The sequence below is a fragment of the Arthrobacter sp. N199823 genome, from assembly GCF_002929705.1.
GTDB lineage: Bacteria > Actinomycetota > Actinomycetes > Actinomycetales > Micrococcaceae > Specibacter.
In genome coordinates this window covers 108,667-123,986 of the sequence record NZ_PJIN01000004.1, presented here as the reverse complement: position 1 = coordinate 123,986, position 15,320 = coordinate 108,667, and the positions used below count along the sequence as shown (strand labels likewise).

General features: G+C 62.0%; 17 protein-coding genes. 8 read left to right on the top strand and 9 right to left on the bottom strand.

From position 1 onward, the window contains the following. Positions 1 to 117: 117 nt before the first annotated feature. Positions 118 to 537 (bottom strand): GntR family transcriptional regulator, encoded by a 420-nt coding sequence (locus CXQ93_RS10775; protein WP_308470619.1) that lies wholly within the window; start codon positions 535 to 537, stop codon positions 118 to 120. After that, positions 534 to 1,514, bottom strand: a complete 981-nt coding sequence (locus CXQ93_RS10770) for a hypothetical protein (protein WP_104110434.1) — start codon at positions 1,512 to 1,514, stop codon at positions 534 to 536. The genes CXQ93_RS10775 and CXQ93_RS10770 overlap by 4 nt, the downstream gene beginning before the upstream one ends. Before the next feature lie 176 nt (positions 1,515 to 1,690). Between CXQ93_RS10770 and CXQ93_RS10765 the strand changes: the two genes are divergently transcribed. Next, a complete protein-coding gene (locus CXQ93_RS10765; RefSeq protein ID WP_146073213.1) occupies positions 1,691 to 2,035 on the top strand; it encodes a hypothetical protein in 345 nt (114 codons plus the stop codon). 68 nt (positions 2,036 to 2,103) lie between these two features. Here the strand turns inward: CXQ93_RS10765 and CXQ93_RS10760 are convergent, their stop codons facing one another. Beyond that, positions 2,104 to 2,682, bottom strand: a complete 579-nt coding sequence (locus tag CXQ93_RS10760) for a helix-turn-helix domain-containing protein (RefSeq protein WP_104110432.1) — start codon at positions 2,680 to 2,682, stop codon at positions 2,104 to 2,106. A 47-nt stretch (positions 2,683 to 2,729) separates the two neighbouring features. Between CXQ93_RS10760 and CXQ93_RS10755 the strand changes: the two genes are divergently transcribed. Together CXQ93_RS10755 and CXQ93_RS10750 are read left to right on the top strand one after the other, a co-directional pair. Beyond that, entirely contained in the window at positions 2,730 to 3,596 is an 867-nt protein-coding gene (locus CXQ93_RS10755) for a trans-aconitate 2-methyltransferase (RefSeq protein ID WP_219817347.1), read from the top strand. Between the two features lie 39 nt (positions 3,597 to 3,635). Continuing rightward, positions 3,636 to 4,121: a hypothetical protein gene (locus CXQ93_RS10750; protein ID WP_146073212.1), complete on the top strand. Its 486-nt coding sequence runs from the start codon at positions 3,636 to 3,638 to the stop codon at positions 4,119 to 4,121. A 56-nt stretch (positions 4,122 to 4,177) separates the two neighbouring features. Here the strand turns inward: CXQ93_RS10750 and CXQ93_RS10745 are convergent, their stop codons facing one another. Continuing rightward, complete coding sequence (locus CXQ93_RS10745; RefSeq protein ID WP_181036126.1) at positions 4,178 to 5,428, bottom strand: MFS transporter; 1,251 nt, start codon at positions 5,426 to 5,428, stop codon at positions 4,178 to 4,180. 53 nt (positions 5,429 to 5,481) lie between these two features. Between CXQ93_RS10745 and CXQ93_RS10740 the strand changes: the two genes are divergently transcribed. Together CXQ93_RS10740 and CXQ93_RS21090 are read left to right on the top strand one after the other, a co-directional pair. Then, positions 5,482 to 6,543, top strand: coding sequence for a GlxA family transcriptional regulator (locus tag CXQ93_RS10740; RefSeq protein WP_104110429.1), 1,062 nt, complete (start codon positions 5,482 to 5,484; stop codon positions 6,541 to 6,543). Then, entirely contained in the window at positions 6,540 to 8,162 is a 1,623-nt protein-coding gene (locus CXQ93_RS21090; protein WP_258068846.1) for a DUF1990 domain-containing protein, read from the top strand. Before CXQ93_RS10740 ends, CXQ93_RS21090 begins: the two co-directional genes overlap by 4 nt. 102 nt (positions 8,163 to 8,264) lie before the next feature. Here the strand turns inward: CXQ93_RS21090 and CXQ93_RS10730 are convergent, their stop codons facing one another. Then, positions 8,265 to 8,711, bottom strand: a complete 447-nt coding sequence (locus tag CXQ93_RS10730) for an SRPBCC family protein (RefSeq protein ID WP_104110428.1) — start codon at positions 8,709 to 8,711, stop codon at positions 8,265 to 8,267. A gap of 154 nt (positions 8,712 to 8,865) precedes the next feature. On the opposite strand from CXQ93_RS10730, the gene CXQ93_RS10725 reads away from it, so the two are divergent. Continuing rightward, complete coding sequence (locus tag CXQ93_RS10725) at positions 8,866 to 9,507, top strand: AAA family ATPase (RefSeq protein ID WP_308470621.1); 642 nt, start codon at positions 8,866 to 8,868, stop codon at positions 9,505 to 9,507. Here CXQ93_RS10725 and CXQ93_RS10720 read toward each other — a convergent pair. From CXQ93_RS10720 to CXQ93_RS10705, 4 genes are all read right to left on the bottom strand, one after another. Next, positions 9,504 to 9,899, bottom strand: a complete 396-nt coding sequence (locus tag CXQ93_RS10720) for a VOC family protein (RefSeq protein WP_258068844.1) — start codon at positions 9,897 to 9,899, stop codon at positions 9,504 to 9,506. The genes CXQ93_RS10725 and CXQ93_RS10720 overlap by 4 nt on opposite strands. A gap of 76 nt (positions 9,900 to 9,975) precedes the next feature. Next, entirely contained in the window at positions 9,976 to 10,908 is a 933-nt protein-coding gene (locus CXQ93_RS10715) for a sugar phosphate isomerase/epimerase (RefSeq protein WP_104110427.1), read from the bottom strand. After that, a complete protein-coding gene (locus tag CXQ93_RS10710) occupies positions 10,905 to 12,146 on the bottom strand; it encodes a dihydrodipicolinate synthase family protein (RefSeq protein ID WP_104110426.1) in 1,242 nt (413 codons plus the stop codon). The genes CXQ93_RS10715 and CXQ93_RS10710 overlap by 4 nt, the downstream gene beginning before the upstream one ends. 2 nt (positions 12,147 to 12,148) lie before the next feature. Continuing rightward, the gene (locus CXQ93_RS10705; protein ID WP_104110651.1) at positions 12,149 to 13,282 is read right to left on the bottom strand and encodes a Gfo/Idh/MocA family protein; all 1,134 of its coding nucleotides are present in this window, start codon (positions 13,280 to 13,282) and stop codon (positions 12,149 to 12,151) included. A gap of 487 nt (positions 13,283 to 13,769) precedes the next feature. On the opposite strand from CXQ93_RS10705, the gene CXQ93_RS10700 reads away from it, so the two are divergent. Continuing rightward, positions 13,770 to 14,834, top strand: a complete 1,065-nt coding sequence (locus CXQ93_RS10700; protein ID WP_104110425.1) for a LacI family DNA-binding transcriptional regulator — start codon at positions 13,770 to 13,772, stop codon at positions 14,832 to 14,834. 7 nt (positions 14,835 to 14,841) lie between these two features. Beyond that, positions 14,842 to 15,264: a pyridoxamine 5'-phosphate oxidase family protein gene (locus CXQ93_RS10695; RefSeq protein ID WP_104110424.1), complete on the top strand. Its 423-nt coding sequence runs from the start codon at positions 14,842 to 14,844 to the stop codon at positions 15,262 to 15,264. Positions 15,265 to 15,320: the final 56 nt, after the last annotated feature.

The window sequence follows — 15,320 nt, the reverse complement described above, 5'->3', positions numbered from 1 at the left end:
CCACACTGCTCGCCGCCCCTTGTGGGCTGCGTTCCGCGACGAGCGTAGGTGGCGGTTTTAGCCGCTTCACCTACGGTGGAAGGCTGCCGAGACAACAAAAGGTGAACGTCCTTTCCTTCATTCGTGAATGAGGCGCTCGGATATGTCGCCGGGTTGGTCGTCGTGGGGCAAACGTGGCGCTTTAAGACCAAACGCGGTGGTGAGAAGGGCGTGAGCATCTTGATATCCCAGACCCAGGGCGCGGATCTGGTGGGCGTAGTCCTCGGCCGCTTTTTGCGCCTGCCGGTGGACGGGGTCATCATGAGCCGAGACAAAGGTGCCGTGGCGGCCCCGTGTTTCAATAGCTCCGTTGAGCTCCAACTCTCGGTAGGCGCGGGCCACGGTGTTGGGAGCCAGACCAAGATCGGCGGCAAGCTTGCGCACCGTGGGCAACCGGGTCTCTGGTTTGAGAGCCCCGCTGTGGATGAGGCTCAGTACCTGCACCCGGATTTGTTCGAAGGGAGGAACGGCCGATCGGGGATCGACGCTCAGCATCATGACTGGCCCTGGCCCTGAGTGCCAGTGTGACCTTGCTCCTGACCGCCGGTGTCCGGTGAGGGGCCCGCGGGCACCAGGGTGAAGTTGGGCCACAGCCGCTGCTGGAACCAGCTGAGTGAACTTCCGTGGGTGTATGTCAGGATAACGGCGAAGTATCCCCACGTGCTCAACATTTGCCCTAGGGCGGTGCCCATGTTTGCCGCCGCCGTCGCGCCAAGGCCGTCCAAAATGCCCAGGCCGGCAGCCGACACTGCCAGCCAGGCCATGACGGAGGCCAGCACGCCCAGCTTCCGGAGCACATCGGCCCGGATGGCGTCGTCCCAGGCCAGTTCGAGGGTGTCCGCGGCCGGTTGAGGCTGTTCCAGGATCTTGCGCGCCATGACGACGCAGAGCCCTAGGACAACGGCAGCTGCCAGTAGGAATGGCAGCGCGGGGCCGCGTGAGAAGGCTCCGGAGTCAATCGCCCCGGTGGCTCCCAGTACCAAACCCGCTACTGCCATGGCTGCCGCCAGCACCAAAAGCAACGGTGCTGCATAAAGCCTCTTGGGGCTCATATAGTCACGAAGACCCACGGCCTCAAGCCGTGCCATCCGCGGCGCATCTGGCTGCCGGCCAAACAGAGAGTCACGGACGGTCAGGGCAACATCGAGCACCGTCGCGCCTATGATCACGGCAGGGAGTGCAACTAGCCACATGAAATTGAACGGCAACCCTGACGTATGCGTAAACACGTAGATGCCAACGGCAAGCATCCCACCGGCTACTCCCCCAAGTAACGTCGCATTGGCGCTTCGGTGGAGACGCCGACGAAGGGAATCGTTAATTCGCTGGCTGCCCATGGGTAGTCCGACACGCTGCCAGAACAGAAACACCTGGTGCTGTTGGCTCTTGGTGGTTTGAACGATGATGGCACGGACGGCAACAGTCACGGCAAGAATCCCAAGTGCGATCCATGTGAAGGTCAGTTCAGAGCTCATCGCAGTCCTTTGATCGAGGTTTGTCTCAATGTATCATTACAATGTATTGATGGCGAGACGGTCATGCAGAGTGCTGGGAGGCGCGCCGTTGGCGACGCAGGCAGCAGCCGCCCTTCCTTAGGTGGCTATTGCTCAATGACTCATGATCTGCCCGTTCCGTGTGGCAGGCTGAAGCCATGAACCGTCGATTTCTTGCAGAGGCCTCTGCTGTGGTCATTATTGCCGCCACCCTTGCCGGGTGTGCCCCGGTTGCTGAAACCGGAAGTGTTGTTGTTGAAGTCCGGGCCATGGCGCCCGGATCCCAAGGCACTTCCCACCACGTGGATGTTCTGGGACCCGATGGCGGGCTGGTTGAATCCCGGGAGGTTTCCGTGGGATCCACCGTCACCATTGAAAACGTCCCCTATGGGTGGGTCAGCATCGCGGCGCCAAAAGTGTGCACGGTAGAGGGAGAGCTGGGAGCTGAGGCGCCGGTGATGCGGCTGACTATCGATGCAGCACACTGCACCATTTCTAATTAGCGATGCCGTGGCGCTGCCGTGATGTTGCTGGCGCCCGTCAAGAATGACGCGCGGGGGCGCGCACGGGGCTACTCCCCTGGGTGTGCCCCGGCGTGAAGGTGGGCGAGTCCGCCGTCGTGGTTGAAAATGCTGAGGATCTCCACAGGTCCTTCGTGCGCGCGGATGGCATGCGGAACCATAGTAGAGAACTCGGCCACCTCGCCGGGGTGAACCAGGATGGTCCGCTCCCCCAGCTCGAGGCGGACGATGCCTGAGAGTACGGTAAACCAGTCGCGGCCCGGGTGGACACCGCGCTCTGGCGGGCGTTCGGTGGTGATGCGCATTTTGGCGACGGTTTTTCCGTGGAGGCCGTCGTCGGTGGACAGGACCCATGTTGTTAGCCCCGTGGAATGGCCTGGCTGTGGGCGGATGACAACGTCCTCGTCGTCCTCGGATTCCACCAGGGCATCCAAAGTGGTGCCGAACGCCCGGGCGATGGGCACCAGTTGATCGAGCGCGATGCGGCGGTGGCCCGTTTCAATGCGGCTCAGCGTTGACTGGCTCAGTTCGCACCGGCCCGCGAGGTTTTCCAGCGACCAGCCGCGCGCGGTGCGGATGCTGCGGATCCGCTGGCGAATGAGGGCTTCAACATCAGATTCTTGCGTCATGCGCAAAAGTCTATGCGCACAACGCATGGAGCCGCTACCGTGGAAGCATGACTGAACACGGACACCACCACCCGCACGCGGGACACAGCCACGATGAGGGCCACTCCCACGCCACAGATGCCGAGCTGGCGCAGATGCTGGATCTGGACGCGCTCATCCTGGGCTCGTATCTGACGGACGCCACCGCATGGGCGGCGGAGCTTGCCGGGCACGAGCCGGAGACCATCCTGGACGTTGGCGCCGGGTCCGGTGTTGGCACGCTCGCCCTGGCCCGCCGCTTCCCGTCTGCTCACGTGACGGCGCTCGACATATCAGCCCAGATGCTGGCGACGACCCTCGGATCAGCAGCAGCCAGCGGACTGGACGGCCGCATCGCCGGGCTGCAGGCCAACCTGAATGAGGAGTGGCCTGCGAGCGCAACCGCAGATCTGATGTGGGCCTCATCCTCACTCCATGAGCTGGCCGATCCGGAGCGGACTATGGCGGAGATGTTCGCCAACCTGACCCCGGGCGGATTGCTCATTGTTATCGAGATGGACGGCCTCCCGAGCTTCCTTCCCGAGCGCCTGCAGGAGGGATCCTCCGTCGTGAACGGTATGGAGTCCCGGCTGCACGCCTCTCTGGCCAGCAACGGCTGGAACCAGTATCCCGAGTGGACGGCCGGGCTGGAACGTGCCGGATTCACCGTCGAACGCCGCCACTTCCCCACCCAGGGAAGCGCGACGCCGGAACTTGCCGCCCGCTATGGGCGCACCTTCCTGGGGCGAATCGCTCCAGCGCTGGCAGGTGCCGTTTCTCCGGCCGACCTCGCCTCACTGGAATTGCTGCTGGGAGACGGTCCGGAATCCCTGGAGCGCCGCGGCGACCTGGTGGTGCGCGGACATCGGACCGGCTGGGCTGCGTCCAAGCCCTAGGCCTACCGCTACAGGGTGCTCCGTGGTTAGTCTGGCTTCATGACGACAATCGTGTGGGCGCCAGGGGATTTGGTAGTTGCGAGCAATGAGGGCATCGACGTGCGTTTTGCGGGCGTTGAAATTACAGCTGAGATTCCGGAACACATTCAACGCGCGCCCGGCGAACGCGGCATCAGGGTGCATCTGGCCTGTGTCACCAGTCCGGCGACCATGGAGTTGCACGTCAACTACATGAAGGCACTGGAAGCCTGGGGTGAACAACGGGAAATGCATGGCTCCGACAAAGTAGGACGCCCGCCCGTCATGCCCGGAGATGTGGTGCTCAGTGCGGTCAAGGCGAATATCACAGACAACCATGACACCGAATACCTCTTAGTGGCCGGGCGGGTGGCGGGGACCGGCAGCGAATGGGACGGCTCCTGGGTGTTCGTTCCCGAACCGCCTGTCGGTGTCAAGCATCTCACCATAGAGGTCACCCTCAACGGTGAACTGACAGGCAAAAGCTGCCGGGTACAACTTGACTGACAGTGGATGGACATTGAGTGAGCCCGCAGGTGACGAAAGACCAACAGGGCGCTCGGCTATCGCGCAGTAACCTCGGTGCGGGACGCGTCTGGGGCAGCATCCGCAACTCTCGTAGCGGGGCCACCCACTTGGGAACCACGTGCGCGAACGGCGATCCAGCCAAGTGCGGCCAGAACGCTCATGGTCGTGATGAAAGCGATCAGGCTTACGCCGCCCCAACCCACGCCGTTGAGAATTCCTGCCGCGGCGAATGAACCACCAGCTGACAGTGCGGCGGTGATGCCGTCGGTGAAGCCTTGCAGTTTTGCCCCGCGGCCCTGTGGGTACGACCGCAATAACATCGCTGATCCAGCGACGAACAGTACGTTCCAACCCACCCCCACCAAGGCCAAGGTCAGCACTAAGGCCCATCCGGCATCACTGAAGACGGCTACGGCACACCCACTTGCCATGACCACCCCGCCTAGCGCGATGGTGGCTCCCATCCCACACCGCTTGAGGAACTGTGCACTCATAGCTGAGGGTGCGAACATTCCCACCAGATGCCACTGGATCATTGAGGCTCCCACTTCTGCAGAATGACCGGCATGGGCGCTGGCCAGCGGGCCCGCCGCCATGACAAGCGTCATCACTAGCCCCGAACCTGACAGCATCAGAACTGCTTGCAGGAACTGCGGGTTGCCAATGCGCTCGCGGATTTGGATCGCGGGCTCTTTCTCGGTGCCTGCCACCGTTGTGGGAGGCATCGTCGCAGCCAGGATCAAGGCCACGAAACCCAACGCCGCGATGAGCAGACATGAACCCACATAAGGAACAGCCACCGCGCTGGAGGAGGCAACTGCTGCGAAGGGTCCCAGCGCGGCAGCTATCACTCCGCCATACAAGACCCACGCCAGTGCGCGCTCGCGTTTGGCCGGCGGAGCATATTCGGAGGCGACGAAACGCAGAAAACCTCCGACGGCGCGATAGCCACCTGTCAGGGCCGTGCCAACGCAGAAAAGAGCAAATGACTGAGTTGCCACAGCCAGGGCTGCAAGCGCGCCTCCAAGGATTGCCGTCAGCGCCCCCGCAATCATGACCGGGCGATAGCCATACCGTGCTGCCGCGTGTCCGGCGAGAAAAGAGCAAGCGGTCCCGACGACGACAATCAGGCTCAGCGGCAGTGTGGTCAGCGCTGGTGTTGGGGCAAGCTCCATGCCGACCAGGCCCGTGAGTGTCAGGTCAATGCTGACAATCATGTAGTAACAGGCCTGGGCAGCGATCAGCTGGAAGAGTAGGACCCGGAATCGGGGAACAGTTTTCGGCATGATTCCAGACTTCCATTGAGCAACCATCTCCCAACAGTGGCAGGATAGCCACTATGCGCAAGTTTCCAGCCACGGCCTTCGTGAATACCGTTACTCCCGCCCACGCCAGAGTACATAGCCAAGAACCCATTAAGGTGGCTGTCCTTGCCCTGCCGGATGTGTTGGCCTTGGACTTCGGCATCCCACTACAAATTCTGGGCCGGATCGCCGCAGGTCTCTACGAGGTGGCGAGCTGTTCAGCGGGAGGATTTCCCGTTGCGGCAGCAGGTGGCGGGTTCACGGTGACCCCGGAACGGGGCCTTGACCTCCTTGAAGAGGTGCACACTGTCATCATTCCCGGCTACAGCACGTGCCGAGTGCCCCTTGCCGGCGATGTTCTGGCCGCATTGCAGGCCGCTCACAAACGCGGGGTGCGCATGGTCTCCATCTGCACGGGCGCCTTTGCGCTGGCCCAGGCCGGAATCCTAGACGGCCTCCCGGCAACTACGCACTGGGAATCCACGGCAGACCTGGCCCGGCTGTTCCCACGCATCTCGGTGGATGAGAATGTCTTGTTCGTGGACAACGGCCACGTCTTGACTTCGGCCGGCGTGGCTGCGGGAATCGACCTCTGTCTGCATCTGGTCCGAAGCGATTGGGGCGCCGCCGCGGGAAACCGAACGGCAAAAGCAACCGTCGCCGCACCACGGCGTGAGGGCACCCAGTCCCAGTTCATCGAGCATCGGGTCCCGCACGGCAGCGCCAGCCGATCAGCCGAGGTGGCACGTGCCATGGAATGGGCCGTACAGAATATGCACCACCCCATCACCGCCGCAGACATTGCCCAGGCTACAGCCATCAGCGGGCGGACCCTGGCCCGTCGATTTGAGGCGCATGGTGGCATCACTCCAATGAAGTGGCTGGCGTTGCAGCGAGTGGAACGCGCCAAGGAATTGCTGGAGACCACAACGGCGCCTGTTGAACGGATCGCAGCAGCGTCAGGTCTGGGCAGTGGTGCCAATTTCCGGCAGATCTTTAAGAAGGCCACGTCCCTATCCCCTACCCAATACCGGAATGCCTTCTTCGCAGGTGATGAACGTGGCCCGCTGCCGATCGCCGGTAGGGTGGGCGCATGACGCCGATACCCGCCGGACAGGAACCCACAGCACCGGACTCAGCCATGTTGCTTGCCGGTCCCCGTGGCAGGCGGCTGTGCCTAGAGCTGGCCGACCTTGCCGCCACGGCAGCAGCCCCGGACCCTGACCGGAATGATTTCCACTCTGCCAAGATCTACGCTGCCCACACCTTGGAGCCGGGCCGTGGCCCGTCTGCCAGCTACGCGGGTCAGGGCGCAGATGCCAGTCCGCTTCCCAACCCCACTGCCGCCGAGGTTGCGGCGCTGCTTGACGCGCTGCCGCTGCCTGTTCTCAGCGAGGCTGCGCTGCTCCAGGCGCTGACCGCCACCGTGAATTCGGCCCGCTATTGGCAGGAGCCGGATGGCGAGGATATCTTGGCTGCGAGCGCACCCATGCGCCACGCCTTGCATCGTGTCGCCGAACATTTGCTGGCGTCCCCGTTCGTTGCATGGTGGATGGCTCCCCTGGATACAGCCGAGCAGTGGACTGTGACGTTCGTCGATGACGATTCCCGCCCACAGGTCTCAGCCAAGGGCGCTGTGGACACGCTTGCACAGTGGCGTCTGGCGATCATGGCGGAGGAAAAGGATGCTGCAACACAGCGTCCTGCCGACCCCACTGCCAACTGGAGCGGCGAATGGTGGTCTCGGCCGCCGTCGGACCTGACCAATAGCACCCGCGCATTGGGCAGTAGAGGTCCTGCGGGCCTCCAGCTGGTGGAGGACGGGTTCAGCCAATTGGCGGCAGTTGCCCAGCGGCTGCAGACGCCGAGCAATCTCCGGATCTACGAGATCGATTCCCCCGAGGCGTGGGCGCAGCTTTGCCGCGAGCATGCTCTGGAGGTCACTGCCTCCAAGCGTCACGATTGGTATCGCACCACGGGACGGCATGGGAGATGGTTGATCCCGGACTGGTCGCTTCTCAAGGATAAGTACGACGCCGTCCACCTCACCATGGGCGGATACCTGAGCACCGCCGGCCGTGAGATACCCGTGGACGGTACGTTCTCCACCGTACTGGCGGGTTGGGATCCCGACGCCACTTACTGGCTCCGCGATGCGGTCCACTGGGCCGAGGCGGGCCAGTCGTGGTTGCAGGACCAGGAAGGTCCGGTCTGGACGTTGCAGGGATCTAGGCGCAAGAGCCTGACCACCCCGGCGCGAAGTGACTGGTCTTGGGGCCATGGCGACTACCGGGGGCAGTCCGAGACGGCGCTGCTAGGAACAGGCGATGAACTATGGGAGCGCGTTAGAGCTGACGTGCTGAGGTGGAAGGTGAAAACCCGCAGTGGATTCACTGTAAATACGCCTGGTCCCGTGACAGAAGGAGCACGCGTGAACGTCACCGCCAGTTTCCTTGGAGTGAAGGTCGTTGAGCCGGTTGAGGTAGTGGCGGTGGTGGATGCCGCTGACAGAGTCGGATTCTCTTACCGCACTCTGCCAGGTCACCCTGTTAGTGGTGAGGAGGCGTTCATTGTGCACCGCTTTGGCGATGACGTGTACTTGACCATTCGTTCCCTCACCCGCGCCGCGCCGCAACAGCCGTGGCGGATACTCTTTCCTGTTCTGCTGGTCTTCCAGAAGCTCGTCCGACGCCGCTATCTGCGAGCGCTGCGCTGAAACGCCCGCAAGATGGGCCTTTTTCGCATTCGAATCTATGTTCTAATCGACTGTTGATAGCAGCTCCCAGGTCCCTGTTGAGGGCCTCATCCGCGCCGTTACTCAGGCGCCCTGCACCAGGAACTGATTCCGTGTCTCGATGAGTCTCTTCAGGTAGTGGGCCAGGACCATCTTTTCCACCAATCGACCCACAGGGCCAAAGGGTGCGGCAAAGTCGATCCTGTCGGTCATGATGGTGCCTTCAGGGCCTTTCTGAAACTCGTGGACGTGCCGGAAATGCCGAAACGGTCCCTTGACCTGTTCGTCCACAAACCGCGAAGGCGCGTCCATAGAGGTGATCCGGCTCGTCATACGCAGCGGGATCCCGAAGTGCCATGCCCGCCAGGAAACTTCCTGCCCTAGCCCAATCAAGCCAGATGTCACCCCGGCGACCGCTGTTTCCCTGGAACGTGCCATTGATCCAGTGTGGGCGTCAATGCTCCGCGACAGGTCAAACAACTCGGCCATGCCAAGGGCGGTATGGGTAACACACTCAAAAGAGACAGTCATGGTGGCCAGTATCCCAGACACCAGCTGGCAAGATGGCACCAGTACTAGCCACAGTCACGGAAGGGACAGTCCCATGATGTTTGGCCAGACGCCGGTAACCCACGTTGGAGTGGACCCATTCAACCCACCGAACCCAGATGTATGGCCCGCAACAATGGCCCCTGTGCAGCAGATTCTGCGCGAGGGGCTTGATCTGGGCGCAGTTACCGTCTTCGTGGGCGAGAACGGCTCCGGCAAATCAACGCTGGTTGAGGGAATCGCCATGGCCTACGGGGTGAATCCTGAGGGTGGGTCCACGGGAGCAATGCACCATAGCCGAACGACTGAATCCGATCTTCACTCGGGCTTGAAACTCACCCGCAACCCAGGATCCAGCAAATACGGTTACTTTCTGCGCGCCGAAACCATGCACGGCTTCTTCAGCTATCTAGAGGACAACCCCTCCATGGGCAGGCCGGACAGCAACTACCATGCCATGTCCCACGGCGAATCGTTTCTGGAATTGATCTTGAACCGTTTCCGCGGCGGTGGCCTGTGGATCCTCGACGAGCCCGAATCCGCACTGTCCTTTTCCGGCTGCCTCTCGCTGCTGAGCGTGCTGACGCAATTGGTCGACGGCGGTGACTCTCAAGTCATCCTCTCGACGCACTCCCCCATGTTGGCATCCCTGCCGGGCGCCGATATTTACGAGGTGGGGCCGTGGGGTCTGCGGCCCAACGCCTGGGAAGACCTTGAGCTCGTGCAGAACTGGCGCTCCTTCATGGACGCGCCTCAGCGGTTCCTGAAGTACATTTAACCGTCGTAGGCGGCTTGCAGCTCGGCGATGACGAGTTTCTTCATGCCCATCATGGCCGCCATTGCCCTTTGCGCTCCCGCAGGGTCCGGTCCGCTGAGTACCTGGGGCATCATGGCGGGTACCAGCTGCCAGGAGACGCCGAACTTGTCCTTGAGCCAGCCGCACTGGCTCTCCATGCCGCCGTCGGCCGTGAGCGCATCCCATTTCTCATCCAGCTCCGCCTGGCTGGCAAAGCTCAGCACAAAGGAAATGGACTCATTGACCGTGAATTGCGGGCCGCCATTGAGGCCAGTGAAGCTGCGCCCGTCCAGTTCGAAGGCAACCCTCAGTGCGGAGCCCGGCTCCCCCGGCCCGTCAAACCCCAGGCAGGTACCAATTCCGGACATTGTCATCACACCTTTGGGATTTTTCAACGAGCCGAACTGGCCTGTCTTCCATCCCAAAACGGTGACGTTTCCACGGCAATGGCTACGCGCCCAGATGCGGTTCCACGAGCTCGGCGTAGCGTGCCTTGACGGTGTCAACCACCTCGGCATACGGCAAGTTCCAGATGTCCTCGTTGAAGATTTCCACCTCCACCACGCCGTTGTAGCCTGCCTCGGCCACCCATGCACCGATCGAGGAGAAGTCAATGACGCCGTCGCCCATGAATCCGCGGGAGAGCAGCGCATCGGCGGCGATGGGCACGTTGAAATCGCACACCTGATACGAGGCAATGCGGCCTTCTGCTCCTGCGCGGGCAATCTGCTGCTGTAGGTACGGATCCCACCACACATGGAAGGTGTCCACCACGACTCCGACGGCCGCAACCGGGTGCGGGGCCGCCAAGTCCAGGGCCTGGCCCAGGGTTGAGAGCACCGCGCGATCCGCGGCGTACATGGGGTGTAGGGGTTCCAGCACCAGGCGGACACCGTGTTCCAGTGCAAACGGCACCAGCTCAGCCAGGCGCTCGGCCACGCGCTGGCGGGCTAGGACAATGTCCTTGCCACCCACGACGGCGCTTGCCTCGCCACCATCACCATCACCGGCACCAGCACCAGCAGCGGCACGGTCCACGGCGCCGGGTGAGACGCTGAAGTCGGGCAGGCCGCCCACCACCATGATGATCTCGGTGGTACCCAGAGCCTTGGCTTCGAGAATGGCCGCCTTGTTGTCCGCAAGTGCGGCCGCCTGGCCTTCTGCGTCAGCTGCGGTTAGGAAGCCGCCGCGGCACAGGCTGGAAACCTGCAGGCCTGACGCCTTGACCATCTCGACTGCTGTTTCCAGGCCCACTTCGGCCACCTTGTCGCGCCACAGGCCAATGTGTCTCAGGCCAGCGGCGACGCTGAGGTCGAGGGCTTCGGCAAGTGAGGCCTTCTTGATGGTCGCTGTGTTGATGGAGAGCTTCTCGAAGGTGCTCATGCGTCGGCCCCTTCCAAGATCGAAGCTTCCGCTGTAACGGCGGAAGGGACACCGGCGGCGTTCATGTAACCAGCCATGCGTGTTGCCGCCAACTCGGGGTTAAGTAGCAGCCCCGCCGTGTTGGCCAGGCGGAACAGCTTGACCAGGTGGTTGAGGTCGCGCCCGGAGTGCAGACCACCAATCATCTGGAAACCGGCCTGGTAGCCGTTCAACCAGGCCAGGAAGGCAATACCCGTCTTATAGAAGTACGTGGGCGCCTCGAAGATGTGCAGCCCAAGATCCCGCGTCGAATCGAGGATGGCACGCGCCTCGGCAGGGTGGCCGGCGTCATACTCCTGCAATGCGGTTGACGCGGCAGGGGCAATGGCTGCAAAGATGCCCAATAGCGCATCCGAATAGTGCCATCCATCGCCGGCAATGAGCTCGGGGTAATTGAAATCGTCGCCGGTGTACAGGCGAACGCCCTCGGGAAGGCTGGCCCGCAGCGCGACTTCGTGTCCTGCGTCGAGCAGGGAAACCTTCACGCCGTCGATCTTCGCGGCATGCGTCTCGATGAGCTGCTGGAACGTTGCCGTCGCGGCTGCCACGTCTTCGCTGCCCCAGTATCCAGCCAAGGAAGGATCGAACATGGTGCCAAGCCAATGCAGGACCACAGGTTCCTTGACCTCGGACAGCAGGGTTCCGTAGAGGCTCAGGTAGTCTTCGGGGCCGCTGGCAACCTTGGCAAGAGCGCGCGAGGCCATGATGATGACCTTCGCGCCGGATGCCTCCACGACCGCGATCTGCTCGCGGTAAGCGGCCAAAACTGCCGCCAACCCAGCCTCGCCGGGCTCCACCGTGGCGGGGTCCAGCTGATCGGTGCCGGCACCGCAGGCGAGCAGGTCGCGGGCCGTGCGCTCCGGGGTCGCAATTTTTGCGGCCTCGGCAGCGGAACGGTTGATCAGCTCCTGCGTTGCGGCCCAGTCCAGGCCCATGCCGCGCTGTGCGGTGTCCATGGCGTCGGCAATGCCCACGCCCCAGCTCCACAGCTCGCGGCGGAAGGCCAAGGTGGCATCCCAATCGATGTCGGCCGGGGCACCGGGCACGTTGTTGCCCAATACCTTGGGGGTGACATGTGCGGCGGCATAAACCTTGCGCGAAGTGATCAGCTCGGTGGGCTTGCGCCAGGGGCCAGTCGGGTTCAGCGCCAGTGATTCCAGCTCACCGGTGGGCAGCGGAAGGGTGATTGAAAGGGTCATGGTTAGAGCTCGATTTCCGGGATGTCCAGGGTGCGGCGCTCAGCGGAGGACTGTAGGCCCAATTCTGCGAGTTGCACGCCACGAGCTGCCGAGAGCAGGCCGAAGCGGTGTTCACGGCCGGCAACAACATCGCGCAGGAATTCTTCCCACTGCAGCTTGAAGCCGTTGTCGAGGTCAGCGTTGGCGGGGACTTCCTGCCACTGATCACGGAAGGATTCGGTGACGGGCAGATCCGGGTTCCACACAGGCTTGGGTGTGTGGGCGCGCTGCTGGGCAACGCACTTATTCAGGCCGGCAACGGCTGAGCCGTGGGTGCCGTCGATCTGGAATTCTACGAGCTCATCCCGGTAGACACGCACGGCCCAGGAGGAGTTGATCTGGCCAATGACTTGCTCGCCATCGGGAGTCTCCAGCTCGAAGATGCCGTACGCAGCGTCGTCGGCCGTTGCCTTGTACTCGTTACCGTGCTCGTCCCAGCGGGCCGGGATATGTGTGGCGGTCTTGGCGTTGACACTCTTGACCTTGCCAATGATGCCCTCAAGAACGTAGTTCCAGTGGCAGAACATGTCGGTGGTCATGCCGCCGCCATCTTCCTTGCGGTAGTTCCAGGAGGGGCGCTGGGCACTCTGGTGGTCGCCTTCAAACACCCAGTAGCCAAATTCGCCACGGATGGAGAGGATGCGGCCGAAGAAGCCTTCATCGACGAGGCGGCGCAGCTTGACCAGGCCCGGCAGGTACAGCTTGTCGTGCACCACTCCGGCGGTGATGCCGGCTTCCTGGCCGATGCGGGCCAGTTCGATGGCCTCTTCCAGTGTCTCTGCCGTGGGCTTCTCGGTGAAGATGTGCTTGCCGTTGGCCATGGCCTTCTTCAAGGTGGTGGCGCGCAGGCTGGTCATGGAGGCGTCAAAGACGACGTCGACCGTGGGATCGGCGATGATCGCATCCAGGTCGGTGGTCCAGTGCTCAACGTTATGGAGTTCTGCCAGCTCACGAACTTTTGCTTCGTTGCGGCCAATAAGGATCGGCTCGATAGCCACCTTGGTGCCGTCTTCGAGCGTCAGTCCGCTTTCGCGCAGAGGCAGGATGGAGCGCAGGAGGTGCTGGCGGTAGCCCATGCGGCCGGTGATGCCGTTCATGGCGATGCGGATGACCCGCTGCTTGCTACCCGACTCCAGGCTGTTGTGTCCAGCGCTGTTTAGCTGAGTGCTGTTTTGCTCAGGACCGACGGCGTCGTTGCCTGTGGATGCAGCAGCGCCCTGGGTGGTGGATGCGGTAAGCGTCATGGTGATGCTCCTGAGTGTTGTCGATGATGGAGCCGGAGGGACCGGCGTGGCCTGAAACTTGGAAAGCGCTTTCCATGTTGGATTTAACATATCATTGGGTCAATGAGTTCACAAGGTCAGCTCACATTGGCCAGTCTCGAATGTGAGCACTCAATACTCTGGGTAGTCAATACTCTGGGTAGTCAATACCCTGGACAGTCAATGCGTTGGGCACTCCATACCCTGCGCAGTCAACCCCTGTGACGATCAATGCCTGGGCAGTCAACAGCTTGGACGTTTAGCAAGTATTTGGCCGTCACATCTTCGCCGCGTCACTACATGTAAGGAATAGGGAACCGCTGTGCCCGTCAATCTCACTGAAGTTGCTCGCCATGCTGGCGTGTCGCTGGCCACTGCTTCACGAGTTTTGAATGGTTCCGCACGGAGTCCAGCTCCCGATATCACCGAACGGGTCAAGGCAGCCGCCGAGGAACTGGGCTATGTTGCTAACGCCCAAGCTCAGGCACTGGCGCGCTCGACGACAGGTCTTGTCGGCTTGGTGGTGCACGACATCGCTGATCCCTACTTCTCTGCAATCGCGCACGGAGTGCAGGAGGTGGCGCTCCAAGCACGGCATCAGGTGCTACTAGCTGGAACCGACCTCGGTGGCGAAGATGGCACGCCGCGCAGCGCCGAACTTGCTGCCGTGACAGCGTTTATCTCCTACCGAACCGATGCCATTATTCTGGCCACCTCCCGTTTCCTAGAGGAGGACCCAGTTCTAGCCAAGAATCTTGAGCGCTACATCCAGAACGGTGGCAAGGTTGTCACCATTGGTGACACGTCGATCCCCGGCGCCAAAGTTCTCACGGTGGGCAACTTTGACGGGGCCCGTGACCTGGTGGATGCTTTGGTGACCAGTGGGCTAAGCCGCTTTGTCATATTGTCCGGACCTCACGAACGCAACACGGCACGATCGCGAGTTGAGGGATTCACCAGTGCTTTGGAGCGCCGCGGGCTAGAGCCACTAGTTGTTGTAGGTGGCGAGTTCTCCAGCCGCGGCGGCTTCGATGCCACGCTTGAGTGCATCGACACTCTGGGAATCATCGCTGGAGCGAAGTCAGCGGAATCGCCGCTATGCATCTTGGCGGCGAATGATGTCATGGCTCTAGGTGCCATCACCGCTTTGCGCTCCCGAGGATTGCAAGTCCCGGATGATGTGCAGGTGGCAGGCTTCGATGACATTCCAACACTGCGCGACTACTCCCCCGGGCTGAGCACCTACCAGCTGCCCCTTGAGGAAATGGGTCGCCTAGCCGCAGGGCTAGCCTTGGCACCGGAATCGGTTCTTGAATCACGAGTCACCGGAGCAGTCGTCCTACGCGAAAGTGCTGGAACCCCCACTCTTGCGCCCGATGGGGCATAATCGCAGCATGAGCACAGACGAGAGCCCCGGTCAGATCATGAGCGATGATGAAGCCTGGCGCTTCCTCGAACACACGCGCTTTGGAAGGCTGGCCCTCAGCGTGGGGAATAATCCCGACATATTCCCCATCAACTACCTCGCCCACGACGGCAAACTCCTGATGCGAACCAACCCTGGCACCAAGTTGGCCGAGTTGACCATCAACGATTCTGTGGCGTTTGAGATTGATGGCTTGGCAGAGGATGAAGCGTGGAGCGTGGTCCTCAAGGGCACCGCACGTGTCTTGGAATCGCAAACGGAGATTGACGCAGCCAGCGAGCTCCCCCTCGCGCCGTGGCTGAAAACCTTGAAGTACACCTTCGTGGAGATCGTCCCCACAAGCGTTCGAGGCTTCCGCTTCCAGTTGGGCACGGAACCCGAGCGGTACTGAAGCTGAACTCCGCTGAACCTCAACCCTCCTGAACCTGAACTCGGCAGTGCCCGAAC

What these genes read in the sequence shown, in the direction of transcription:
- CXQ93_RS10725 (WP_308470621.1), top strand. Translation starts at nt 8,866, where the DNA reads ATGGCCCCTGTGCAGCAGATTCTGCGCGAGGGGCTTGATCTGGGCGCA.
- CXQ93_RS10720 (WP_258068844.1), bottom strand. Translation starts at nt 9,899, where the DNA reads ATGACAATGTCCGGAATTGGTACCTGCCTGGGGTTTGACGGGCCGGGG.
- CXQ93_RS10755 (WP_219817347.1), top strand. Translation starts at nt 2,730, where the DNA reads ATGACTGAACACGGACACCACCACCCGCACGCGGGACACAGCCACGAT.
- CXQ93_RS10740 (WP_104110429.1), top strand. Translation starts at nt 5,482, where the DNA reads ATGCGCAAGTTTCCAGCCACGGCCTTCGTGAATACCGTTACTCCCGCC.
- CXQ93_RS10765 (WP_146073213.1), top strand. Translation starts at nt 1,691, where the DNA reads ATGAACCGTCGATTTCTTGCAGAGGCCTCTGCTGTGGTCATTATTGCC.
- CXQ93_RS21090 (WP_258068846.1), top strand. Translation starts at nt 6,540, where the DNA reads ATGACGCCGATACCCGCCGGACAGGAACCCACAGCACCGGACTCAGCC.
- CXQ93_RS10760 (WP_104110432.1), bottom strand. Translation starts at nt 2,682, where the DNA reads ATGACGCAAGAATCTGATGTTGAAGCCCTCATTCGCCAGCGGATCCGC.
- CXQ93_RS10745 (WP_181036126.1), bottom strand. Translation starts at nt 5,428, where the DNA reads ATGCCGAAAACTGTTCCCCGATTCCGGGTCCTACTCTTCCAGCTGATC.
- CXQ93_RS10695 (WP_104110424.1), top strand. Translation starts at nt 14,842, where the DNA reads ATGAGCACAGACGAGAGCCCCGGTCAGATCATGAGCGATGATGAAGCC.
- CXQ93_RS10710 (WP_104110426.1), bottom strand. Translation starts at nt 12,146, where the DNA reads ATGACCCTTTCAATCACCCTTCCGCTGCCCACCGGTGAGCTGGAATCA.
- CXQ93_RS10770 (WP_104110434.1), bottom strand. Translation starts at nt 1,514, where the DNA reads ATGAGCTCTGAACTGACCTTCACATGGATCGCACTTGGGATTCTTGCC.
- CXQ93_RS10705 (WP_104110651.1), bottom strand. Translation starts at nt 13,282, where the DNA reads ATGAACGGCATCACCGGCCGCATGGGCTACCGCCAGCACCTCCTGCGC.
- CXQ93_RS10775 (WP_308470619.1), bottom strand. Translation starts at nt 537, where the DNA reads ATGATGCTGAGCGTCGATCCCCGATCGGCCGTTCCTCCCTTCGAACAA.
- CXQ93_RS10750 (WP_146073212.1), top strand. Translation starts at nt 3,636, where the DNA reads ATGACGACAATCGTGTGGGCGCCAGGGGATTTGGTAGTTGCGAGCAAT.
- CXQ93_RS10730 (WP_104110428.1), bottom strand. Translation starts at nt 8,711, where the DNA reads ATGACTGTCTCTTTTGAGTGTGTTACCCATACCGCCCTTGGCATGGCC.
- CXQ93_RS10715 (WP_104110427.1), bottom strand. Translation starts at nt 10,908, where the DNA reads ATGAGCACCTTCGAGAAGCTCTCCATCAACACAGCGACCATCAAGAAG.